The sequence below is a fragment of the Vibrio sp. A1-1 genome (assembly GCF_021728175.1).
GTDB classification, from domain to species: domain Bacteria; phylum Pseudomonadota; class Gammaproteobacteria; order Enterobacterales; family Vibrionaceae; genus Vibrio; species Vibrio diabolicus.
This window is the reverse complement of record NZ_JAKKCL010000004.1, coordinates 223190-248114: the sequence shown is the minus strand read 5'-3', so window position 1 is coordinate 248114 and position 24925 is coordinate 223190. Positions and strand designations below refer to the sequence as shown.

Annotated in this window: 21 protein-coding genes; 11 read left to right on the top strand and 10 right to left on the bottom strand. The window is 45.4% G+C overall.

The genetic code is table 11. The annotated features are described in order from the left end of the window. Positions 1-106: 106 nt before the first annotated feature. From L3V30_RS09535 to L3V30_RS09515, 5 genes are all read right to left on the bottom strand, one after another. Positions 107-1150, bottom strand: a complete 1044-nt coding sequence (locus L3V30_RS09535; protein ID WP_005396079.1) for a GMP reductase — start codon at positions 1148-1150, stop codon at positions 107-109. 437 nt (positions 1151-1587) lie between these two features. After that, entirely contained in the window at positions 1588-3129 is a 1542-nt protein-coding gene (locus tag L3V30_RS09530; RefSeq protein WP_237308794.1) for an NAD(P)H-hydrate dehydratase, read from the bottom strand. Positions 3130-3215: 86 nt separating this feature from the next. Next, complete coding sequence (locus L3V30_RS09525; RefSeq protein ID WP_005396081.1) at positions 3216-3653, bottom strand: PAS domain-containing protein; 438 nt, start codon at positions 3651-3653, stop codon at positions 3216-3218. Next, a complete protein-coding gene (locus tag L3V30_RS09520; protein ID WP_237308793.1) occupies positions 3653-4657 on the bottom strand; it encodes a response regulator in 1005 nt (334 codons plus the stop codon). The genes L3V30_RS09525 and L3V30_RS09520 overlap by 1 nt, the downstream gene beginning before the upstream one ends. A gap of 366 nt (positions 4658-5023) precedes the next feature. Then, positions 5024-5932 (bottom strand): aldo/keto reductase family oxidoreductase, encoded by a 909-nt coding sequence (locus L3V30_RS09515; RefSeq protein WP_047008144.1) that lies wholly within the window; start codon positions 5930-5932, stop codon positions 5024-5026. 95 nt (positions 5933-6027) lie between these two features. On the opposite strand from L3V30_RS09515, the gene L3V30_RS09510 reads away from it, so the two are divergent. Then, positions 6028-6441 (top strand): XRE family transcriptional regulator, encoded by a 414-nt coding sequence (locus tag L3V30_RS09510; RefSeq protein WP_237308792.1) that lies wholly within the window; start codon positions 6028-6030, stop codon positions 6439-6441. Here L3V30_RS09510 and L3V30_RS09505 read toward each other — a convergent pair. Then, positions 6422-7000, bottom strand: coding sequence for a hypothetical protein (locus L3V30_RS09505; RefSeq protein ID WP_074190504.1), 579 nt, complete (start codon positions 6998-7000; stop codon positions 6422-6424). The two genes, L3V30_RS09510 and L3V30_RS09505, sit on opposite strands and share 20 nt — an antisense overlap. Positions 7001-7491: 491 nt before the next feature. On the opposite strand from L3V30_RS09505, the gene clcA reads away from it, so the two are divergent. Beyond that, the gene (gene clcA, locus L3V30_RS09500; RefSeq protein ID WP_074190503.1) at positions 7492-8895 is read left to right on the top strand and encodes a H(+)/Cl(-) exchange transporter ClcA; all 1404 of its coding nucleotides are present in this window, start codon (positions 7492-7494) and stop codon (positions 8893-8895) included. 261 nt (positions 8896-9156) lie between these two features. Further along, positions 9157-10098, top strand: coding sequence for a TDT family transporter (locus L3V30_RS09495; protein ID WP_167394206.1), 942 nt, complete (start codon positions 9157-9159; stop codon positions 10096-10098). A 52-nt stretch (positions 10099-10150) separates the two neighbouring features. On the opposite strand, the gene L3V30_RS09490 is transcribed toward L3V30_RS09495, so the two are convergent. Continuing rightward, positions 10151-11389 (bottom strand): NRAMP family divalent metal transporter, encoded by a 1239-nt coding sequence (locus L3V30_RS09490; protein WP_054868071.1) that lies wholly within the window; start codon positions 11387-11389, stop codon positions 10151-10153. A 275-nt stretch (positions 11390-11664) separates the two neighbouring features. Further along, positions 11665-12318: a GTP cyclohydrolase I FolE gene (gene folE, locus L3V30_RS09485; protein ID WP_237308791.1), complete on the bottom strand. Its 654-nt coding sequence runs from the start codon at positions 12316-12318 to the stop codon at positions 11665-11667. A 287-nt stretch (positions 12319-12605) separates the two neighbouring features. Here folE and moeA point away from each other — a divergent pair, with 287 nt between their 5' ends. From moeA to L3V30_RS09450, 7 genes are all read left to right on the top strand, one after another. Then, positions 12606-13841 carry a molybdopterin molybdotransferase MoeA gene (moeA, locus tag L3V30_RS09480; protein ID WP_006741128.1) on the top strand — a complete coding sequence of 412 codons (1236 nt, stop codon included), beginning with the start codon at positions 12606-12608 and terminating at the stop codon, positions 13839-13841. A gap of 9 nt (positions 13842-13850) precedes the next feature. Next, positions 13851-14600, top strand: a complete 750-nt coding sequence (moeB, locus tag L3V30_RS09475) for a molybdopterin-synthase adenylyltransferase MoeB (RefSeq protein ID WP_006741129.1) — start codon at positions 13851-13853, stop codon at positions 14598-14600. A gap of 185 nt (positions 14601-14785) precedes the next feature. Continuing rightward, positions 14786-16897, top strand: a complete 2112-nt coding sequence (locus L3V30_RS09470) for an LruC domain-containing protein (protein WP_237308790.1) — start codon at positions 14786-14788, stop codon at positions 16895-16897. Between the two features lie 10 nt (positions 16898-16907). Then, complete coding sequence (locus tag L3V30_RS09465) at positions 16908-17363, top strand: hypothetical protein (RefSeq protein ID WP_047008137.1); 456 nt, start codon at positions 16908-16910, stop codon at positions 17361-17363. Between the two features lie 140 nt (positions 17364-17503). Further along, complete coding sequence (locus L3V30_RS09460) at positions 17504-17800, top strand: hypothetical protein (RefSeq protein ID WP_005396101.1); 297 nt, start codon at positions 17504-17506, stop codon at positions 17798-17800. 39 nt (positions 17801-17839) lie between these two features. Further along, positions 17840-18670 (top strand): sulfurtransferase, encoded by an 831-nt coding sequence (locus L3V30_RS09455; RefSeq protein ID WP_237308789.1) that lies wholly within the window; start codon positions 17840-17842, stop codon positions 18668-18670. 21 nt (positions 18671-18691) lie between these two features. Continuing rightward, positions 18692-20983, top strand: coding sequence for an EAL domain-containing protein (locus L3V30_RS09450; protein ID WP_237308788.1), 2292 nt, complete (start codon positions 18692-18694; stop codon positions 20981-20983). A gap of 25 nt (positions 20984-21008) precedes the next feature. Here the strand turns inward: L3V30_RS09450 and L3V30_RS09445 are convergent, their stop codons facing one another. Together L3V30_RS09445 and L3V30_RS09440 are read right to left on the bottom strand one after the other, a co-directional pair. Beyond that, positions 21009-22301, bottom strand: a complete 1293-nt coding sequence (locus L3V30_RS09445; protein ID WP_237308787.1) for a glycoside hydrolase family 18 protein — start codon at positions 22299-22301, stop codon at positions 21009-21011. A 131-nt stretch (positions 22302-22432) separates the two neighbouring features. Continuing rightward, positions 22433-23434, bottom strand: coding sequence for a sugar-binding transcriptional regulator (locus L3V30_RS09440; protein WP_005396112.1), 1002 nt, complete (start codon positions 23432-23434; stop codon positions 22433-22435). A 466-nt stretch (positions 23435-23900) separates the two neighbouring features. Here L3V30_RS09440 and tal point away from each other — a divergent pair, with 466 nt between their 5' ends. Next, positions 23901-24851, top strand: a complete 951-nt coding sequence (gene tal, locus L3V30_RS09435) for a transaldolase (RefSeq protein WP_005396118.1) — start codon at positions 23901-23903, stop codon at positions 24849-24851. Positions 24852-24925 lie beyond the last annotated feature (74 nt).

Below are 24925 nucleotides of genomic sequence, written 5' to 3'. Positions count from 1 at the left end.
AGAGTAAGAAATCAATCTCACTCTGGCTCATAGCTGCATATAGTATAGTTTTATCTGCTATAGATATAACGTATGGTTGCTTTTACACTTGTTACATTCAGTCGATTTACTCTTTACCGAACACGTTGTTCTCTTGTTCTTGAACGCGAATGAATGTAGTACGCTTGGTTAGCTCTTTAAGCTTTGCTGCACCCACGTATGTACAAGTTGAGCGAACGCCACCAAGGATGTCTTGAATAGTGCCGTGAACGCTGCCACGGTATGGCAATAACACGGTTTTGCCTTCGGCTGCGCGGTAGCCAGCAACACCACCTGAGTGCTTCTCCATCGCACTCTTAGAAGACATGCCGTAGAATTTCATGAACTTCTCGCCGTCTTTCTCGATCACTTCGCCGCCTGACTCTTCGTGGCCCGCTAACATGCCGCCTAGCATAACAAAGTCCGCACCGCCGCCGAATGCTTTGGATACATCACCTGCGCATGAGCAACCACCGTCACCGATGATCATGCCACCAAGGCCGTGCGCTGCATCGCCACACTCGATGATTGCAGAAAGCTGCGGGTAACCAACACCCGTTTTTACACGAGTTGTACAAACTGAGCCAGGGCCAATGCCTACTTTCACGATGTCTGCACCAGCGAGGATCAACTCTTCACACATATCACCAGTAACCACGTTACCCGCAGAAATCACCTTGTCTGGGAACTCTGCTCGCACGCGTTCAACATACTCGACTAAATGCTCTGAGTAACCATTTGCAATGTCGATACAGATGAAAATAAATTCATCTGAAAGCGCCATAATATCTTTGGTTTTTTGGAAGTCTGCGTCAGATGTTCCCGTAGACACCATTACGTTATTCAGGGTTGCTTTATCAGCTGATTTAGCAAACTCAGCCCAATCTTCTACCGTGTAATGTTTGTGAACAGCAGTCATTACACCATGCTCAGCTAGCGCTTTAGCCATTGCAAAGCTACCAACCGAATCCATGTTTGCTGCGATTACAGGCACACCAGACCATTGACGACCACTATGCTTGAATGTAAAATCGCGGGTTAAATTTACTTGAGAACGGCTCTTAAGGGTAGAACGTTTCGGGCGAAACAGTACATCTTTAAAACCTAACTTAAGTTCTTGTTCGATACGCATTGTGTAATTCCTTGATTCATATGTATATGTGTCATCTCAGAGTGCGTAGTGATTTCGTTGGCAGACGAGTTCACTGTTCTTCGGACACAAAAAAACCGGAGCGTTGGCAGACGCTCCGGTTTTCAGCATTATAGGCTGTGATTTATTTCCTACAAGTCTGATATTTGAATTTTTTTTGTGATACCATCTTGATAATCGCATATCAAAAACACTCCTCAAGTCGTTATTTTTTCTCATTATTTATAATTATCAACAACTTAAGAAAACGTTTAAGTTAACCTATTGCGCAAACCTTTGCGTCATACCTTTAAAATGAAAACGCATCACCTCTCAAATCTGCCTAAAACTCAATCACCTAATACTAAGATGCGCTGCTAATTCGGAAAAAGTACTCCAAAAAAATCGATCATTTTTTCATAGTGATGGGCGAGATCTAGCTACGTCCTATCGATTTGTTGAGTAATAGCGGTACGAAGTGTGCCTATAACATCACTTGCCAAAAGACCAATTTGACCATGCTGACTCACGTTTATATCCGCAGCATGACTGTGGAGTACCACACCTAAACGTGCCGCAATGGAAATGGGTAACCCTTTAGCTAGCAACGCACCAATAACACCAGATAGCACATCTCCCATTCCGCCCGTCGCCATTCCGGCGTTACCCGCTAGGCAGACGTACATTCTCGTTCCATCGTAAATAAGTGTTCCCGCGCCTTTTAAAACCACCACACCGCCATAACGCTCTTGCAGTTGTCTTGCAGCAGAATATCGGTCACTTTCTATTTGTTGAGTGGTCACATTTAATAGTCGAGCTGCCTCTCCAGGATGCGGCGTGATCACTCGCTGGTTGTCGCACACCAAAGTGCCATCACATCGTTGGCTTAGCATCGCTAGAATATTGAGCCCATCAGCATCAACAACTTTAGGTTTCTGTTCTTGAGCCAGATATTGATAGGCTTGATAAGCCCACTCATCATCACCAAAACCTGGACCAAACACCAATACTTCAGCCCAGCGAATGCGTTTGGTTAAGTCGTTCTCAGTATCCCTGAGTAAGTCAGCGGTGATGCTTTGGCTCATTACTTCTGGGCAGCCAATCTGTAGTGGAATAAGGCTACTCGGGTGAGTAATTGCGGCAGTTAAACCCGCTCCGGCTCTAACCGCAGCGGAGGAACATAAACGAATCGCTCCTGACATACCTTGGTTACCACCGACGCAAAGTAGTTTGCCATTGTCACCTTTGTGTGCTGTAGGGTTTGGCTTGGGCATTAACCTTGACACAACCTGATGATCAATACCTAGTGCACTTTCTACTTCGATAGAATCAAACTCAACATTTACACCCAATCCACAAAAGTGGAGTTCACCAACTCGATCTCTCGCTTGTCCGGTGCACAAGCCTTGCTTAACACCAATGAAGGTTACAGTATGCTCAGCATGAATGGCATCGCCTAAAATAGCACCTGTATTTGCACACAACCCGGAAGGAATATCGACTGCAATCACTGGGGTGTGAATTTGATTGATTTGCTCAATGTAGCGACGGTACTCCGAACGAACCTCACCACTTAAACCAGTGCCTAACATGGAATCAATGATCACATCGGCTTCTAGCAATGCGGTATTCCACTCATCCCAATCATTGTTAACACCATCGATGGACTGCCAATCTTGATATGCGCGTAAAGCATCACCTTTGAGCGCAGTCACATCACCAAGTTGGAAAACCTGTACATTGAGTTGCGCTTGTTTAGCAAGCGAGGCAAATACGTATCCGTCACCACCATTATTCCCTTTGCCACAAATGACTAAGATATTTTTTGATTTGGGATACAAGTGTAAAAAACGCTCATACACAGCCATACCTGCGCGTTGCATTAGGCTATACATAGAAACACCAGCCATTTGCGCTGCCAGCGTTTCACCGTTTTTTACTTGTTCTGCGGTGTAGAGTTTTAGGGCGAGATTAAAGTCCATCTTCACGTTCTGCGCATTAGGAAACACAATTATAAGTATACAAAAAAGCCAAGGCGAACCTTGGCTTTTGAGAAAGTTTTTTATCGCTACTGACTCTGAGACATCAATGCTTCAGCCGTCGCGTCTTGTATAGATAAAAACAACGAATTGATTTTTCCAGTCGGTGTACGCATGGGGTTCAACGTAACGTTCTGGTACATAAACTCCGCTTGCTGAGTGACAGGGCGTACGTTACGGCAGCGAAACAAGTAAGGACGCTGGCGCCACGTAATAAAGCTGCGGCAACCTAAATCATACACTGGCTTTGTTTTTAACTTAAACCATTCCTGCGGGATTTCAGGGAAGATATCAAAGATAGAACGACCAATTGCGTCATGAGATTGCAAACCGCTGTGATGAGTCATAAACCCATTCCACACTTGCACATTATAATCTCGGTCAATGACGACGAGCCCCATGTCGACGTTTTGTACCATGTCTACCATCCAATGGAATTGTTCAAACTCTGCTGGCATATTCAACATTAGAACTCCTCCATTAGATATGACAGTTTGTTATCGAGCAGCGGCAAAGATTCATCGACGAACATAAACAATAAATCACAACGGATTGACGTTCCCTCAATGTTGTAGCTCACCTCGAATGTCATGGTGCGGCTGAATGCGCCCGTCGTAGACTCAATGATCGAATCAATTGATATATGCTGACCAAGAAGCACTGGAGGGCTTTGGAAGAATCGTACTTCAGATTGTTCGCCCAAGCCATTTAAGAATGACCCCACCAAGATATTGGAAACATCCATGAGCAGCTCAAGCTCTTCCAGTTCGTCGCTGTCTGCCGGCACTTTCATCAACTTCTTGAGATCCGATACGCTCGAATCGCTCAAAATCACCAGCGCTTCACCCGCAATACCTTCGCCACAAAAGCCCTGACAAACGCCCGATACGTTATCATGCGACGCTAAGTCACGGAGAGCCATGTGTAGTTCACTCACTTCGAAGATATTAACGTTCGGCAGAGGCAGTTGCACAAACACATCAAAGTGACGCGCCAATGCATCTGCGGCTCGACCAATAGAGACGTTCGCCACTTCCATATAAATATCGCGACGACGTAAAATCGGTAACTCAATAGAAACAGGCGTGATAATTTGAGGACGAGGCTCTGGCTCGACCAACTCTTTAAGCGCCTTCTTGAGTTCATCTTTGGCGATCGGTTTTTGAATAAACGCTTTTGCGCCAAGTGCGAACACACGCTCTTTCGCTTTAGGTTGGATATCCCCCGACACCACAACCACCGGAGTTGTATTCCCTAACCGCTGCATGTTTTCTAGTGTTTCAAAGCCATCCATTTCTGGCATGGTCAAATCAAGAAACATCAATTTAAACTCGTTCTTTTCGAGTTCTTCTAGCGCATTTTTTCCGTGGATAGCAAACGTAATATCGGCATTCAATGTGGCTGGTAGTGATCTCGCCATCTGTTTGCGTGCTAACGCTGAATCATCACAGATGAGTACGGGAAAAGACATTCAATCACCTTTTTATATTCCACAATCTGCGCCGGAGTCTAACAGATTGTTACAGCATGTAATACGAGAAAACTGACGAGTTTTTATTTCTTTTTTATTCAATAAGCATACGCAATATGAATGGATGAGTGAACAAAATGGCGAAAAAGCAAACATCCCATTCGCTGTTTAGTGACATGAAACAAACATGGATAAAACGCCTCCATTAAAAATAAGCACAAAGTTGCATTTTAAATTAAAAATCCGTTTTTACTTACACTCTATCCGCTCAGTATGAGTGCTGGGGAAATCGGTATCACGTAGCAATAAAAAAGCACCCTTTCATAGGGTGCCTTGAATAATGTATTCATCAATAAAGTGTCACTTCTATGGCACTCCGTGACCTTTCGAAGCCACCCATACGCGATACCATTGCTCTCGAGTCAATTCGATATTCAGCGCATTTACTGCCGTTTGCACACGCTCAATCTTACCAGAGCCAATGATTGGAATTGGGTTAGATGGTAAACGACGTACCCAAGCGTAAATCACTTGGTCAATGCTAGTCGCGCCCACTTCTTCGCGAATCGCTTCTAATTCGTTGCGAACACGAACGGCTTGCTCACTGTCACCACTGAAGATTGAGCCACCACCGAGACAAGACCAAGCCATTGGGCGCGTACGCAGCATTTGCATTTGATCAAGCGTTCCATCATGTGCAACTTCAAAATTAAGCGGGTTGATTTCCACTTGGTTAGTCACAAGAGGCTTACCTAAACGAGATTGCAACAGCTCAAACTGACGTGGAGTAAAGTTAGATACACCAAAGTGCTTCACTTTACCCACTTTGTGTAACTCTGAGAATGCTTCAGCCACTTCATCGGCATCCATTAACACGTCAGGGCGATGGATTAAAAGCACATCGATTTCGTCCACATTCAAACGCTCAAGCGAGTTATTCACCGATTGGTAGATGTGAGCGGAACTTGTATCATAGTGATTGATCTTACGCTCTGGTGTTTTATCTCCGCACAGGTTGATATCACACTTTGTGACGATCTGAATCTGCTCTCGCACGCTCTTATCGAGAGCAAGTGCTTCACCAAACAATTTCTCACACTCGTAATTACCGTATATGTCTGCGTGATCGACCGTGGTAATGCCTAACTCAATATGTTGCTTGAGGAATGACAAACGCTCTTGAGCAGTCATGCCCCAATCAACTGCACGCCAATATCCTTGGACCAGCTCTGAGAACTCAGGGCCTTTTGGTGCAGTCACAACTTTTGCAACCATGGTTTTTCTCCTTCAATTGATCTGCATTCATCGTAGTCTTGTTTTCACATCGGCTCAACGGGTAAACTTTGGCAATTCGAACTGGAGTACGAAATATGTCTTTTGCCCAACGCCTAGCCACCTTGATCGGAGAAGAAAGCGTCAGCGGATTTGCACGACGCGTTGATGTGTCTGAAGCTTTAATACGCAAATATTTAAAAGGCAGTGAACCGAGCCTAACGAAAGCAAATCAAATTGCGATGCGAGCCAACTGCTCTCTTGAATGGTTAGCGACCGGATGTGGTTATTTATATCGCCGCGCTGAAGTCGTAGATATGGATGCGTACAAACTTGCATTTCAACACGTTATGAATCAGCCGTTGACAGATGAGGCAGAAGAACAGCACCGTAAGCTCATCGCTGGCTATCAATACCTGCGCGCGCACAAAAAATCGGATGGATTTTTGGACGAGTCTGCGATGGCGACCTTCCTATCTCTCCATAAAGAATCTAAAAACGAGTCACTTTAACATCGATAATTTCGCCATCGCTGTGCAATTCCACATTTAAAGACGGTGATGGCGACGAAAACTCGTCCGGTTTTACCCAAAATAAGCTTCGAATCGTTTCTTGCGGATAGCGGTTTATCAACAAGATAACTTCTTTATCGACGAGCTCAGAAGATTTCTTTTCCAGCGCTTCAACGACGTCATAGTGTTCTTGTCCGATAGTTATATTGCGTAAAACCAATCCGTCTGTTCTTAAATTGAGGATTAAGTCATTGAGACTTTGCCATTGATATTCGGTCAAAAAAGAGAACTGAGCACTGTCCTTTCCCAAAACAACTTCACCATACAGATGCTGCTGATAGTACGAAAAATCGTCCAAACAAAATGTGCTGAAATACGTTGAAGCATCTTGCTGCTGCACGTCACAGCGATACCAGCTTCCCTTTGTTTCTATACGCTCTCTTAAATTGGAGTACGGCATTGCAGACAACGTGTCCTGCCACCAACTCTGGGTTGAAAATGCTGGAAACGTTACCGAAAAACAACATAAAGAAAACAGGACTCGAGGATAAAAGCGCATGAATTACTCTGGTTGATTAACATCGACCCCAGACATTACCGACTAGTAGAAATTGTTCAAGATAAAAATAGTGGCAAGTAGTGCGGAAAGTTGTAGAGCAGAAATTAAGAAGGCGCACATTTGCGTGCGCCTCTACCTCGTTACTCAATCGTGAGTGTGCGAATCGGAGATGTCTATTGATGCATCCCGAACATAAAACGAGGACTTACCGTAGGGTTTGAATCCATCCAAATTGTGTGTAAAACCTCACATCCCTCCTTCTGAAGCAGTCATGTTGCTTTACACCTAAAGCATGGTTCATTTTGCTCAAAAAACAAGTTTTTTATCCCAAATTATGAGAGCAATAGCACAATCTTGGTGAATGAATGACATCGCGACACTTCGAACACTCAATAGTGAAAAGCTAAATTGCATCTTTATTGATTAGGTCTAGACTCTGCGAAGCGTATACTTTCTCGCGTCCCTTCCACCAGCAACAGGAGAACTTGTTAATGACCAAACGAGAGAGAATTGTAAAATCTGTGTTAGCGCACGTACCGAAAGATGCGATTAACCAGTTTGTCTCTCGAGGGTCCACACCATTTTCTGTCCTGATTATGGCCGCAATCGTTGGCACACTAGCTGGTTTTGTCGGCACTTACTTCGAACTTGCGGTTCATTTTGTTTCTGAAACCCGTACCGAATGGCTGAGAAGCGAAATCGGTAGCGTACTTCCTCTTTGGCTTGCTGCGGTGCTGATCAGCGCGTTGCTTGCTTTTATTGGCTACTTTCTTGTTCACCGCTTTGCCCCAGAGGCGGCGGGCTCAGGTATCCCTGAAATTGAAGGCGCGATGGACAACATTCGCCCTGTGCGTTGGTGGCGAGTCCTGCCAGTAAAATTCTTCGGCGGCATGGGCGCACTTGGCTCCGGAATGGTGCTCGGTCGTGAAGGCCCAACGGTGCAAATGGGCGGTGCTGTCGGTCGAATGGTGACCGATATTTTCCGTGTGAAAGATGACGATACTCGTCATTCCCTACTCGCTTCAGGTGCCGCTGGTGGTTTGGCTGCCGCCTTTAATGCCCCACTCGCTGGCATTATGTTCGTTGTGGAGGAAATGCGACCTCAGTTTCGCTATTCTCTGATCTCAATTCGCGCGGTGATCATCTCTGCTATTATGGCCAATATTGTGTTTCGTGCCATCAACGGGCAAGACGCTGTCATCACAATGCCGCAATATCACTCTCCAGAGCTTCAGTCCCTTTGGTTATTTTTATTGCTTGGCGCATTGTTTGGCGTATTCGGAGTGATCTTCAATAAATTGATTACCGTGGCACAAGACAGTTTTGTCGCAATTCACAAAAACGATCGTAAACGCTATTTAATCGTGGGTTCACTACTTGGTGGCATTTTTGGTCTGCTTCTCTTATACGTGCCACAGCTAACTGGCGGTGGCATCGGCCTTATTCCTGATATTACCAATGGCAACTACTCGGTATCCGTTTTAGTTCTGCTTTTCTTTGGTCGCGTCATCACGACGTTGCTATGCTTTGGCTCTGGTGCGCCGGGCGGTATCTTTGCACCGATGCTTGCTCTGGGGACCTTGTTTGGCTATGCATTCGGAGCGAGTGCTGATGTGTTGCTTCCCACGCTTGATATCGAACCTGGCGTATTTGCTATTGCGGGCATGGGGGCCCTTTTTGCTGCAACGGTACGCGCACCGATCACGGGCATTTTGTTGGTGATTGAAATGACCAATAACTACTACTTAATTCTACCACTTATCATTACTTGTTTAGGTGCCGTGATTATTGCTCAGTTGTTTGGCGGACAACCGATTTACAGCCAGTTGCTACATCGTACAATCAAAAACGATAAGTTACGTCAGCAGGATCTTCCTGAAAACCAATCGACATAATTCTCGCTTTGTTATTATTTCGCTCCAAACTATCGAAGGGTTTGGAGCGATAAGCTCTACATTTTTACATCCTTTCCCAAATATTCGATACCAAACTCACAAAAATACCATTCTCTGATATTTCCTCACCACCTTTCATGAGTAAGCACTCTCTAAACTTGCTAGTATTCGCTACTCAAATAGAGCATTTCATCCAAATCATCACGTTTCGTTTCATTCAGGCAAAAATCAAATGGAGTAGATTTGAACTGGAGAAGACTTGTGCAGTTTTATAGCGTTCCGCCGTCTCAAGCCGCGTTAGCGCTAGGTATGATAGGTTTAGGACAAGCTTGGGCACTCTATGTCCCTGAAATTGGTGAACCAATACGCCCATTTTTAGCGTCACTCGGCGCGCTTTTACTCGCCCCTGTGCTGATAAAATATGCCACGAATCCACGATTATTTATGGTCGACATTCGTCACCCATTGAGCGGTAGCTTAATGGCCCCCATGAGTATGGCGTTACTGATCCTTGCAGATTATCTTGCTTCTGTAGCGCCAATCATTGCTTATCCACTCTGGTTTATGGCACTTTTGCTGCATTTTACTATGATGGTACTGTTTTTTAGCTTTCAGCTAATGAACTTCAAAATGTCGAATATTGTACCTAGCTGGTTTCTCTATCCAGTGGGACTGATCAGCAGCTCATTAGCAGGCTCCCAATTGGGTCACAACCTATTCTCTGAAACCTTAGCGATGATGTGCATTGGCATTTATTTCTTTATGTTACCGCTGGTGCTCTATCGTTTGGTGTTTTTCGGATCTCTACCGAGACGAGCCAGGCCGACCCTCGCAATTATGGCCGCACCGGTAAACTTGTCATTGGCGGCATACTTGGTGAACTTTCCCCTGCCCGATCCGATACTGACTGGCGCATTAGCAGGGATTGCTATCACAATGACGTTATTGATCTACCTGTGTTACTTCCGCTTACTTCGATTGAAGTTTCAACCTTCTATCGCGGCGGTAACCTTTCCTTCCGTGATCAGTGCCATTGCGATGCACCGCTTAACCTCCTTTTTTGCCGAATCGCATCCACATTGGCACTGGCTACACGATTTTGGCTTTTTAGAGCTCAGCATTGCGACTGTGTTGGTGGTTTGGGTATCGGCAGGTTACGTCAAAATGTATTGGCCAGAAATCGTTAAGTCGCCCTCTAAATAAGCATAAAAAAACGGCCTCATCTGAGGCCGCTGTTCATCTCATCAATAAGACATCAACCCACAAACTTCGCCATGAAGTTCCCAATGTTAGTCAAACTCGATGCCGCCATTACGATAACAATCGCTGCTCCAGTTAGCGTTAAGTACATTGGGTGTTGGTAGTCACCGACGATATCTTTGCGTTTTGTCGCAACCAATACAGTGCCCAAAACGATAGGAAGAATAATGCTGTTCACTAGGCCTGCTAGCATCAAAAGAAGAATTGGCATATCCATGGTTACCGTGCCTAACGAGGTTAGGATAATGAAACCAACACACCAAGCTTTCTCGTTTCGCGCGACAACTGGGAAAAGCGTCTTAATTAATGAAATAGCCATGTAAGAGTTGCCAACCACAGACGTGATGGAAGCTACAAACAGTACTAAGCCAAAGATGAAGTAACCAAGCTGGCCAGCACCTTGACGGAAAGCATCCGCCGCAGGGTTAGCCGTATCCAGCGTTGCGCCTGTCGCGATAACGCCAAACACTGCCAAAAACAGTAGGATTCGAATAACCACCGCAATAGAAATACCAGCCCACGCTGTTGAGGTGATGGAAGGCACGTTCTCTTTGCCTTTCAAGCCGATGTCTACTAGGCGTTGTGCACCCGTGTAGTAACCGCCAACTGCGCCGCCAACGATAGTCAACGTAGGCAGAAGCAAACTACCAACATCCATAGGCATCACCGCTGCACTTAGTGTCTCTCCCATCGGAGGTAAGCTCGTCATAGCCACGTATGCGATCAGAACAATCATAAACAAGCCAAGGTAGCGGGCCATTTGGTCCATTCGTTTGGAAGCGTTATGAACCACAAACAACAAACAGCCAACGACACCGGTAAACAGTGCGCCCCATGTTGTGTCCACGCCCGTTAGCACATTGATGCCTAACGCTGCGCCACTCACGTTGCCAAAGTTAAACGCTACTGCACCAAGCGCAAGGAGAATACCAACACCATAACCCATGCCGGGTGCCACTTTGTTCGCAATGTCTTGGATTCGCATGCCAGAAACGCCGACAATACGCCACAAGTTCATCACGATACCAAACGTGATAAAAATGGAAGCCAAAACTGGAAATGCCATGTCGACTTTGTAGATATTTGTGAAGACTGCGGTTTGAGTCAAAAAGCCGGGACCCACAGAGGTTGTCGCCATCAAAAAAGCGACACTGAGCATGGCTTTCTTTTGCCAACTGCTTTCTGTAACTGGAGCTGAAATAGAGGAGGTGCTGATAGTGCTTTGTGTAGTCATGCCGAGTCCCAAATTTGTTGTCTTTCTATTATTAGAAAATAGAAAGACAACTGACCGAGATCAGCTGAACTTAGAGAAATATCTCTTTTTAAAACAAACAATTACAAGTTGTAGCCGTTCATTGGGCGCATATATTAAGAGCAACGAATGTGACTGTCAATACACAATTGCATAATTACTATTTATTGCGACTCACTTGACGATGATTTGGATATAAAAGATATAAAAAAGGATGGCAACTCGCCATCCTCTCTCAATTTTATTTGTCGATTTGATTAACGCAGGCCATGCAGAAATTCAGCACGGGTCGCTGGGTTGCTCTTAAAAATACCACCTAACGCTGTAGTCGTGGTTTCACTGGTGGCATCCATCACACCGCGTGATTTCACACAGTAATGCGTCGCGTCGATAGTCACCGCTACATCGTCAGACTCAAGCAATGTTTGCAAAGCAACAAGGATTTGCTGGGTCATACGCTCTTGAACTTGAGGGCGTTGCGCAAAGAAACGAACAATACGGTTGATCTTAGACAGGCCAATGATCTTACCGCGAGGAATATAAGCAACAGCGGCTTTACCGTCGATTGTCACAAGGTGGTGTTCGCACGTACTGGTCACAGTAATGTCTTTCACGCGAACCATTTCGCTCACGTTCATCTTGTTTTCGATAACTGTGATCTTGGGGAAGTTGGAGTAATCCAAACCAGAGAAAATCTCGTCCACGTACATTTTTGCAATGCGGTGTGGCGTTTCCTCTAAGCTATCATCCGTAAGGTCGAGCTGAAGCAGACCAAGAATCTCACGCATGTGGTATTCAATCTTTTCCTTCTTCTCTTCACGGCTAACGGCATTAGAGCGCATTGGTGTTTCTAACCCGCGTTGCTCTAGCGCTTCTTTCACTAACTTTGCTGACTCGCTAAGACCTGACATTCCACTTCCTCTTTTGTAACTACCACTCTCGGTGTGAAATACAATTGCCGTGTTTTCATCCCGTAGCGTTAAAGTCGCTCAGTCCGATGTTTATAACGCCAAGGCACATAACAAGAATACACTGAGCTATTTTCTCATGCTCCGCAGGAACTTTACCCCTTTCGGATGGGTGACAAGGATACTCGGATTTTTGAATAATTACACCCATATTTTATAGGTGGACATTCTTACTCGGTCCCCTTTTATGGTAGAGTTGCCACAAAACAAAAGAACATAGGATTATCTCAATGGGCTGCTGCGACGCACCTGGCTTGATGCCAATTGAAGAAGCGATGGATAAGATGCTATCGCGAATCAAACCTATCCAAACGACACTTTCTCTTCCTCTTGCTGACGCTCTGGGTTTTGTGCTGGCTGAGGACATTTTATCGCCAATTCACGTGCCCCCTTTCGACAATTCAGCGATGGACGGTTATGCCATTCGTATTCAAGACCTAGAAGTGTCTACAGTGTTGCCTCTGGCAGGTAAATCCTTCGCAGGTCAGCCTTTTGAGGGTGAATGGCCGGCAGGCACTTGTGTTCGAATCATGACTGGCGCGAAAATTCCGGAAGGCTGTGATGCCGTTATCATGCAAGAAAATACGGAAGTGACCGACGCTGGTATTCAGTTCAACCAAACGGATGTGAAGCCGCAAAATAACATCCGCCCTACGGGTGACGACATCAAGCAAGGCGATATCGTATTGGCAAAAGGCGCGCGCCTAACACCACGCGATATTCCAATGATTGCCTCTCTTGGTGTCAGCCATGTCACCGTCGTGCGTAAGCCAAAGGTGGCATTTTTCTCCACAGGTGATGAACTTAAACCATTGGGTGAGCCACTCAAGGCGGGTCAAATCTACGACAGTAATCGTTACGGTATTAAGCCGCTAATCGAAAACTTTGGCTGTGAAGCGATTGATCTTGGCATTATCCCTGACTGCCCAGAGACACTAAAAGCAACATTCGAAAAAGCACAAACTCTCGCGGATGTAGTTGTAACGTCTGGCGGCGTCAGCGTTGGTGAAGCAGATTACACCAAAGACATTCTTGAAGAACTTGGCGAAATCGGTTTCTGGAAACTGGCAATCAAGCCGGGTAAACCTTTCGCATTTGGCAAGTTAAGTACTGCTTGGTTCTGTGGGCTACCAGGTAACCCTGTATCTGCGGTGCTAACCATGTACGTACTTGTTCAACCAATGTTGGCTAAATTGGCAGGCCACACTGAATGGAAAGCACCTGAGTCTATCCCTGCTACGACAAAAACTGCATTTAAGAAAGCGCCAGGCCGCACGGACTACCAACGCGGTATCTATACTCTAGAAAACGGTAAATTTGTCGTTGAAACCACTGGCAACCAAAGTTCAGGAGCCTTTCGCTCAATGAGTTTGGCAAACTGCTTTGTTGTATTGGAACGTGAACGTGGCCGTGTGGAAGTTGGCGAAACGGTTCAAATCCAACTGTTTAACTCAACGTTATACTAGGAACGTACCGTGGATATTCTTTCCGATCAGGAGATGCTGCGCTATAACCGCCAGATCATTCTTCGTCAGTTCGATTTCGAAGGGCAAGAAGCGCTCAAACAAAGCTCGGTGCTTATTTTGGGTGCTGGCGGTTTAGGTTGCGCTTCTAGCCAATACCTTGCCACGGCTGGTGTTGGCAATATTACTTTTATCGATGACGATATTGTTGAACTCTCCAATTTACAACGCCAAGTATTGCACCACGACGCCGATATTGGCCGTAAAAAGGTTGACTCCGCGGCGGATGCGTTGCGGGAACTTAATCCTCATATCGAAGTAAACACCGTTGCTAAACGCCTTGACGACATTCAGCTTCAGGCTTTGATTGAACAACACACTGTGGTGGTCGATGCTTCAGATAACGTCGACACTCGCAATCAACTCAACCGACTCTGCTTTGCAACAAAAACACCGCTTATTTCTGGTGCAGCCATTCGTATGGAAGGCCAAGTGAGTGTGTTTACGTACGACGACCCAACTCAACCGTGCTATCAGTGTTTGAGCGCGCTATTCGGCAGCAGTGCATTAAGTTGCGTTGAAGCTGGCGTAATGGCGCCTGTTGTGGGTATTGTTGGCGCTGTACAAGCGATGGAAACCATCAAGGTGATTGCAAATTACGGCCAACCCAAAAAAGGGAAGATCCTCATTCTCGATGCATTTAGCATGTCCTGGCGGGAAATGAATTTGATGAAAATGCCGACCTGCCCTGTTTGTGGCTAAGTAACGCTGTCAGCTTATCAATGAAGATTCTCAAAAAGCTCAACGTAACGTTGAGCTTTTTCTTATTCTGAGATTCATATTTCGAACCAAATAACTTACCGATATAAAATTCATTATAAACAGTAAGTTAAAAACTGGCACGTTCCTTTCATTGCATATCATACAAACCAATGAGAGGGCGAATCATGAAAAGGACATCACTATTACTTGGATCTCTGTTCGCAAGCGCATACGTAAGCGCAGCGCCATTCGACACTTGTCCGAGCAAAGCATATTTATTCCAATCGACCCCAGTGCAAGTTTACGGCGTTAATCTGGTTACCGGATCAACCAAGTTACTGACCGACGATGTGGGCTTAGCATCTGGTATTAACGGCGTCGGTTTCAACTTCACTGATCGATACATCTATGGTTACGATACAACCAACTTGAAAATCGTACGTTTAGGCCAGGACTTTCAAGCAGAAACTCTCAACGTACAAGGGCTTCCTAGCCATACGTTTTTTGTCGGCGACGTGTACAACCACGTATACTACTTGTATCGCAAAGGTAAAGGGCTGTTTTCCATTGATCTGTCGCCGTTAGATACGGACCCAAATGCTACCTTAACCCTGAATAAAATCACATCAAATGCAAGCGTGAGTTTAACCGATTTTGCGTTCCACCCTGGCGACGGTGCGCTCTATGGTATCGATAATGGGTCTGGCGTATTGTATAAATTCGATACAAAAACAGGCCAAGCAACCGCGATCGGCAATACAGGGGAAACGGGTACCTTTGGTGCAGGCTACTTTGATATAAACGGAAACTACTACGTATCGCGTAACCAGGACGGCAAAATTTATCGCGTCGACTTATCAGAAAATAATGCCGCCAATATCGCTGCGGGCATTGTTCCTGCTGTAGAATTTGTGTCTAACGGTCCAAGTTCCAGCCAAAATGACGGTGCCCGATGCGCGAACGCTCCTGTTATTGACGAAGACGAGCCAATTGACTTTGGTGACGCACCTGACACTTACGCTACCTTGCTCTCTTCTAACGGACCACGCCACGCTGTTGATGGTGTAACTTGGCTTGGCACAATTGCGCCAGATGGTGATGCCGATGGACAAGTGGCTCCGTCTGGAGATAACAAAGTTGGTACAGCAGATGAAGATGGCGTCGGCTTTGTTACCGCACTCGACCCAGGGTTAAGTTCACTAGTGAGCGTAACTGCATCGACATCCGGCTACTTGTCAGCTTGGTTTGACTGGAACCGAGATGGTGACTTTGCTGACGAAGGTGAGCAAGTATTCACCGATGAGTTACTCTCTGCAGGCAGCAATACGCTTCCATTTGTCGTCTCTGAACTGGCAACCGCAGGCCCTAGCTGGAGCCGATTCCGCTTTAGCCAACAAACTGGTCTGAACTTCGATGGCGGATCAACATCAGGTGAAGTAGAAGATTACCCAATCACAATCACTGAAAACGGCGTATCCGTACAGCACTTCCCAAGTGCCGATTCCTACGCAACGGTCGCGTATGAAGACAACTGGCCTTACACCGCTGACTACGACATGAATGACGTAGTCATTAAGTTCCGTATGACTGAAACACGTATGGACGGCACGGTGGAAAATATCCAAATTAGCGGAGATCTGGCCGCCTATGGGGCTGGCTATAAAAATGGCTTTGCTATTCGTCTACCTGGCGTTTCGAAAGCAAGCATTGAAAACGGCTTAACAAAGCTAACGTTTAATGGCAAAGAACAACCGACCAACGGTCTAGAAGCGATATCAGAAGAAGCCATCTTCATTATCAGTGACGACCTCAGTCAGTATGCGCAAAGTCAATGTGCGTATTTTCGAACCCAAACGGGTTGTAATGATAACGTCGCGTTGTCTTTCACACTGACCATCTACTTTAAGGAAGGAGCCGACCGCTCAGCGCTACAGGCCATGCCTTATGACCCATTTATCTTTGCCACCCCCAATACATATCACGGCGACGGCATCACCTTTCAACCAGGTAGAAAATGGGAAGTACATTTGCCAGACCAAGCACCAACTGAGCAGTTTGATGACGCAAACCTATATGGCGTGGGCGTAGACGCAAGTGACCCGGCTCGAGGCGTGTACTTCAAAACAGCGAACAACCTCCCTTGGGCATTGCTTATCGTCGAAGAGTGGAATTGGCCGCTAGAGAAAGTTGACTTAGTTGACGCTTACCCAGAGTTTGCCACCTACGCCGAGTCTGGTGGGCGAGAAGGAGCAAACTGGCATACCCAACCTAAAGCAAACAAACGTTACATTCCATAGGAGAAACATCATGAAAAACTTAATCACAATCATCATGGGATTAGCGTTAACAGCCTGCGGCGGTGGCGGTGGCGGCGGTGGAGACAAAAGCAACGATAGCGCTACTCCACCTCCAGCTCAAACTACCGTTATTGTTGAAGAGCCAAGCATGCAAAATTTAGACGTACCAGATGGGTTCGATTATGACCCAAGGTTAGAAAGCTCACTTGCGGTAGATATTAGTGGTTACTCTTTACAGCGCGCACATCTGAGCATTTATAAGGAGTACCGTGAAGATGCGTCTGGAACCTACCAAGCGAAATATTCGAGCAATATTGCTTCTGCTGCGCTGACGAGTGGGAAAGCTAAATTAGACTTCTCCACCTCGGACAGCCAAGATAACCTGTTAGTCGAAATTTGGTTCTACGATGGCTCAGAACCTCTGCAAAAAGTCGTCTCAACCGGAAATACGACATGGCGCATGTAAGATGCTCTATTGGTGAGCATTGATACTCGGGACTGGCGCAAGCCACAGGTTTTAAGACAAAATCGCATCGTTCTTTGAACATGCGATTTTTTTGTTGTAAAACAAAATGATTACTTGAAACAATAGCAATGGAGCGCAAATTGGATAATCCCAAAACCTATATGTTGGTCTTCAGCGGTTTCATTGCCCTACTTGTGCTCTTGTTGCTCATTAAGCAGACGGATGAGAACACGGTTTCAGCCACCGTCATTAGCAACACTTTAACTCAGTCCCTTGATGGTCAACGTCGGTACCTCACTATTAATTCACCTGAGATAGAGCAACAACGAGTGACGGTTCCAGTGTCCGCATCTTGTCCAGTGGGCTCTATTGCGTTGTTCCACCAAGCATCCCGCTCAAGTTTTGACTCATCCCTTTCATTCATTCGCTGTGAGTAAAGATACTGTGCGGACTTCCCAAATCAGAAGGATTTAACCATGCAAGCATTGATCGATGCCAAAGAACTTCATGCTTTATTAGACCAAGCAAATGTAAAACTTCTAGACGCGAGTATTCGTTTTCAAATTCCTTCCGAAGGGAAAAAGATCACCAATAAGTGGATTCCAGGCTCATTGCGTTTCGACTACGACAATGACTTTTGTCTCCCAGATACCAATCTCCCTCATATGATGCCAACAGAAGAAGGATTTAATAACAGCGCTCAGAAACTAGGCCTGAACAACGAAGACCTTATTGTTGTTTATGACAACTCTGGAACACTCGCCTCTCCGCGCGCATGGTGGATGTTTAAGGCAATGGGACACGATAATGTCAAAGTGCTTAATGGTGGCCTCCCGGCTTGGATTGAGGCTGGACTGCCTGTCACGAATACCTTGTCCGAAGCTAAGCAGCTTGGAAAATTTACCGGGAAATTAAATAAACATGCTTTTTTGGACGCAAATGCAATATTAGAGTACTCAAACAATTGCAGTGCAAACATTGTTGACGCTCGCTCACGTGCACGTTTTTTAGGCGAGGTACCAGAGCCAAGAGAAGGACTGCGTTCTGGTCATATTCCTAATTCTGTTTGCCTCCCTTTCCAAACATTATTGAGTAATGGCTTTATAAAGGCAGACTCGGAATTGAAACAAGCATTTAGTGCACTAACGTTATATAATGATAAATCAATCATTTTCAGTTGTGGCTCAGGTGTAACGGCCTGTATTTTGCTGCTAGCAGCATACCAGTTAGGTTGGCGTGATTTATCGGTCTATGACGGGTCATGGACAGAATGGGGCGCAGACCACTCATTACCCATTACTCGCTAATCTAGGAGCTATCGAAGCGGCATGGTCAGGTTAAAGAAGAACATTTGGACACTATACATGGCGCTACTTACAATAAGCGCCGTGCTGTTCGTGTTGTTTGGCCGCTACCATTATGAGTCAACCCTGAATAAGTACAAAGATAAGCAGCTCCTACAATTGGAGCTGTTTGCCTCTTCTGTCGAATCACTTCTGAAAGGACAAGAATCGTTACTTGAAGTCATTGGTCATCAGTTGGTCGAGAGAAATGACTTTACTCGTACAGCAGCAGTTCAAACTCGCCCGATGCTGGACAAACTGCTCAGTATCCATCCGGCGATTATTGGATTCGGCCTAACCAACCCCGATGGAGACTACATCGCCGTAAGCTCCAACTTGATCTTGGCAAAGCTACATAATCTAAAACAAGATCCATTGACTCGTGATACCTTTTTGGCAGCGCTCAACTCCGACCGAATGATTATAGGTCGAACGTATTTTATGCCAGCTCAAGATTCACTTGTGATTCCGATCCGAAAAGCAATTCCAAATAAAGATGGTGTTGTACAAGCAGTGATGACGGCTGGCTTTAATATGAATTCATCTTCGGTTTTTCGTAACGATATCCATGCCAATGAGCACAACCGGGTCACATTGATCCGCAGTGATGGCTACCTTACTTTTAGCTCGTCAGAAGATACAACCCTAGAAGATTACCTAAAACCTGCCAATGATTTAGATATAAAAGCCGTTATGGCTCAAATCACAAAAGATTCAGGCTGGGATATGGCGCAACTAAAAGAGCTCACACGAGCGCTCAATATTGTTGTCGACAATTCTCGCCTGAGTGAGTTAATCACATTGAGATACCTTCCTGATTATCATCTTTGGGCCTCTTCCTCGACAGATTTGAATTTTATTAAGCGCGGATTTTACGAACAGTTTGCACTGTACTCGATTGTTTTTCTTATCGTCCAAGGTGCTTTTTACGCTTTATTTCGCTCCATTGCGAACAATGAACATAAAACAAAACTGCGTTTGCTCTATCAAGCGAACCACGATCATCTCACTGGATTACCAAACCGAGAGTACCTACGCGCAAACATTCGACACTGGCTTTCTGGGAAAGGGAATCCTTTTTCTTTGATGTTTATCGATATTGATAATTTCAAATCAGTCAACGACACACATGGTCATGACTTTGGCGACGAAGTTCTAAAACAAATATCTATCCGCTTAAACACCTTTGTTAGCGATGGCCGATTAATCATCCGTGAAGCCAGTGACGAGTTTATTTTTCTAACGAATCGAATTGATGAAGTAAGCGTTAAAAGACTAGCGAGCGACTTAATAAAGGCGCTATCAGAGCCCTACGAAGTCAATGACAGTCAGTTTCTGCTCAGTTGCAGTATTGGTATTGCCTGCTATCCACACCATGGTGAAACATTAGATGAATTGCTCCTGTCAGCCGATATTGCGATGTATCAAGCGAAAAAACAACGCAACGTATACAGCCTGTTCAATCAACAGATGCAAGCTACACATCTGCGTAAAATGAAAATTGAGCAACGCCTGAGGCTCGCGATAGATAAGCAAGCGCTTCATATGGTTTATCAACCTCAGTTAAACCTAGAAGGCGATATTTATGGTGTCGAAGCGCTTATTCGTTGGAGTGATGATGAGCTCGGCTTAGTCCCACCAAGTGAATTTATTCCCGTCGCAGAAAGCACTGGGTTGATGGTTCGTATTGGTGAACAAATCATTGAAAATAGCCTGTCAGATATGGCTAAACTGACTGGTAATATTGATACATCTATCCAGATGTCTATTAACATCTCGGTCAAACAGTTTGTTCACGCCAAATTCATTACTAATCTTATGAATGCTATTGAGAAACGCGGCATCGAATGTTCAAAGATTACCCTAGAGATCACCGAAAACCTGTTTATTGAAGATCTTGAAAAGTTCGCACCAATTTGCGAGCGCTTGCATGCTCTTGGCTTTAAAATCTCGCTCGATGATTTCGGGACTGGCTACTCTTCATTAAGCATGTTGCGTACGCTACCTATTGATGAGGTGAAGATTGACAAGAGCTTTGTCGATCACATTGAGCATGACAAAAAAGCACTGAATATGGTTAAGAATATCATTTCTATCGGCAAAAACTTTGAAATGAAAGTACTAGCTGAAGGAGTAGAGACGCTGCAACAACTGAATGAGTTAAAAGCTTGCGGTTGTGATTTGATTCAGGGCTACTTCTACTCTAAACCTTTATCGCTTGAAGACTTGATCGCTTTTACGAAGCAGAACCAAAGCAAAGAAACCGTAGTTGAATAACTACGATCGCTTTGCTTAGAAGGTTTTATTTATTCATTTCTTGGTGCATCACCTCCACCAACTCGCCTTTCGGGTCGCCTGATAATTCCCAGGTAAAAATGCCACCTAAGTTCGCCTGTTTAGCCCAATTTGCTTTGGCTTTGATCGAGCGTTGATCTTCGTAAGAGATAAAGACTTTCTTTACAGGATGCCACAAGTAAGGCGCTTGAGATTGCTCATCATACTTGTACTCGTAGCCCTGCTCCGCTCCATAGTTCTTCACCAAATCCCAGAACATGAAATAGCCGTTCTCACCCGTACCAAACTGCGCTCCTTGCTCGGATACAAGATCTTGCGTTGGTAAGCCACCCGAGAAGTCTTTGGTGCCTTGCCAGCCACGCCCGTAAAACGCAGCGCCAATCACCAGTTTCTCACTTGGAATACCGAGCTCAATCATCTGATTGATGAACACGTCTGCGCCCATGCCCCACCAGCTTCGCTCAGTCGCATGCAAGTTGGTAGTATGCCCAGTTTGCTGCCCCCAACCACCAAGGAAGTCATACGTCATCGCAAACATGTTAGTTAGGTACGGCTCCGCGGCTTTCCAATCGATACCTGCTGCTTTTGGACCAACGCCAACAGCAGTAGAGAGCTCGTATTCACGTTTGGTTTGATTTGTGAGTTCATCTAACTCTGCACGCATGGTTTTTACTAAATAGGTAAAGGCCTCACGCTCAGATGCTTTTTGTTCATCAGAAAGCTTGGTGTCAGGGTTCCAAGGCGACGTTGTTAAACCGCCACCACCTGGGTATTCCCAATCCAGATCAATACCATCAAAGAAATCATATTGAGCAATCAACTTAACGGCAGTTTTTGAAAATTTATCCATCGCTTGTTTGCTTTTCGCCATAGCATGGAACGGTTCGGACATTGTCCAACCACCAAAAGAAGGGAGAATTTTAAGATCAGGATGTTGTTTCTTCATTTCAGCAAGTTGAGCGAAGTGGCCTTTGTATGGCACGTTAACGGAGACATCGCCAAAGTCCTTTTCTAATGCTGCTTCGGTATCGACAATGATCGCCGTATACGGATCTTTTCCTTCACATTGTTCGGCAACCAGTTTTTGTACCGTTTCAGAAGCACCGGCATGAGGGCCGCACATACTAAGAAACGCGTAAATCACATGCGTCAGCTTATCGGCGGGAATATCGTTCACCGTGTATGGGTTTTCTGCATTCGCGTACTGCCAATCCGCAAAGTAACCCGCCACGACTTTTTGCTCGGCGTGCGCAGCACCAGTCAGCCCCATAATCAGTGCAGCAAGAAGTGTCTTTTTCATTGTGTTCTCCAGAGTAGATGTACAAATTTAAAGCTACTCCTAGAGAATATTTTTAACTTGGAAACGAAATCAGGCTGCGAGTCATTTATAACTCCTCGCAGCCTGATTACATAAATTGCATATTATTTGTGCTAACTCTCAGATGCCGCGTTGCCGTGCATTTGCTCATCTAAGTTGAGTACCGTTAATGCGTTGCTGACGCTCGTGGCGATCACGTCTATCGCTCCGGTTCTTAATGCTCCAAGTAAGGCGAGCGGCTTGCTGTTCTCCGCTGCAATCGCGATGACTTCCGATATTGGGCGAAACTCTTCAATACCAAGGCCAATCACTCGGTCACTCATTACGGTGTTGGCAACATTACCGTGAATATCAAAGAAATCATAACCTGCAAAGTCCCCGACCACGCCTTGTTGAAGTCTCGACTGAACCACTTCATCAGGCGTAAACCAACCTAAGTCCACCATGTAGCTGTTTTCGCTCATGTCACCAATACCGACCAAAGCGACATCAGCTTTACGTGCTAGGTCGAGCGTTTGTTTCACGGTTGCATTTTGCATGAAAGCCAACTTCTGTTCTCTGTTCTCTGCATAAGCCGGCGCATAGAGAGTTTCGGACGTTCCACCGTACTTTTTCGCTAACTGACGACAAATGTGGTCGGCGTTATACATACCACCACGTGGGTGAATACCGCCGATACCACATACAAATTTACAGTCACGCGGCGTAATAACACCAATATGGTGAGCGACGGACGACACGTTGCGCCCTTGTCCGACCGTCACCACCATGCCGTTTTTAAGCGTGCTGGTGAGGTAATTGGACACCAATCCCGATACCTGTAGTCGCTGTGCCTCTTCATTTGGCTGATCAAGAGCGACAAGCGCACGCTTAACGCCGAATCGCTCGATCAAACGTTGCTCAATCTTGGCGCTAAACACCGGGTGGTATTTAACGGTGATTTCAACGATGCCTTCATCACGCGCCTGCTTGAGCATTCGCCCGACCTTTGCGCGTGATATGGCAAATTTTCTCGATATCTCTTCCTGAGTCGCACCGTCTTGATAATACGCGACGGAAATCTCTGTCAACAAATCCGTGTTTTCAATGGAAATATCTTGATTAGAACTGCTCATGGTTTCTCTCGCCCTTTAAGAGGATCGATATTGTATGCAATAAGTGAGCATATGCTCATTGACTTAGCATATGTTCTTTATCAATTTAAACGCTACATTTGCTCATCGCAATAACATTTTCTCACTACAATTTTTTACCCTCACGTACAACGCTCAACCTTTGAACAATAAGGGCAAACGTTTATTTGGGTTAACCACTAAACACACAGTAAAAAAACGTTGATGAAGTTCACTATAAGTCAATTTCAGCGATTGACTTTCAGCATAGATAGGATAAATATGGACACATCATTTACTCAGCTATCGATCAAATGTTCATTGCATTTGTTCGGTAACGAAATTTTCCGTAGTTGGCTGAGCAGATGTCTCATTAAATGCGATGAGACGATTAGCTAACTCGCTTGCAAATGCACAAGCTGTGATAACAAAAATCACGCTTAAGCCCATTTAAATAGGATGATCGATTATGAGCAACAAGTTAGAGCAACTTCGTAAACTAACGACTGTAGTAGCAGACACTGGCGAAATTGATGCAATCAAAAAGTATCAACCAGAAGACGCAACAACTAACCCTTCTCTTATCCTGAAAGCCGCTCAAATCGCAGAGTACGCACCTCTAATCGATGCTTCAATCGAATATGCTAAAGCACAGAGCAACGACAAAGCTCAACAAGTTCAAGACACTTGTGACATGCTTGCAGTAAACATCGGTAAAGAAATCCTAAAAACTATTCCAGGTCGTATCTCTACAGAAGTTGACGCGCGCCTATCTTACGATATGGAAGGCAGCGTAGCGAAAGCACGTCAACTAGTAAAAATGTACAACGATGCAGGCATCACTAACGACCGCATCCTTATCAAACTAGCGTCTACTTGGGAAGGTATCCGCGCAGCAGAAATCCTAGAGAAAGAAGGCATCAACTGTAACCTAACGCTTCTATTCTCATTCGCTCAAGCGCGTGCTTGTGCAGAAGCTGGCGTATTCCTAATCTCTCCATTCGTTGGCCGTATTATGGACTGGTACAAAGCGAAAGAAGGCCGTGACTTCGAAGCTTCAGAAGATCCAGGCGTACTGTCTGTAACTAAGATCTACAACTACTACAAAGAGTACGGCTACAAAACTGTCGTAATGGGCGCAAGCTTCCGTAACATCGGTGAGATCCTAGAACTGGCTGGCTGTGACCGTCTAACTATCGCTCCTGCTCTACTTGCTGAGCTAGAAGCTGCAGAAGGTGAAGTGGTTGAGAAGCTAGTTGATTCTAAAGGCGCAGCTGAGCGTCCTGCACCAATGACTCATTCTGAGTTCCTATGGGAACACAACCAAGACCCAATGGCGGTTGAGAAACTGGCTGAAGGCATCCGCAACTTCGCCGTTGACCAAGGTAAACTAGAAGCGATGATCGAAGCTAAGCTTTAATTGCTTACCAAAAGCGAGTAGCCCGTCTACTCGCTTTTACCATCAGCGCTTATTCAAGATTTTCTATTTGAACT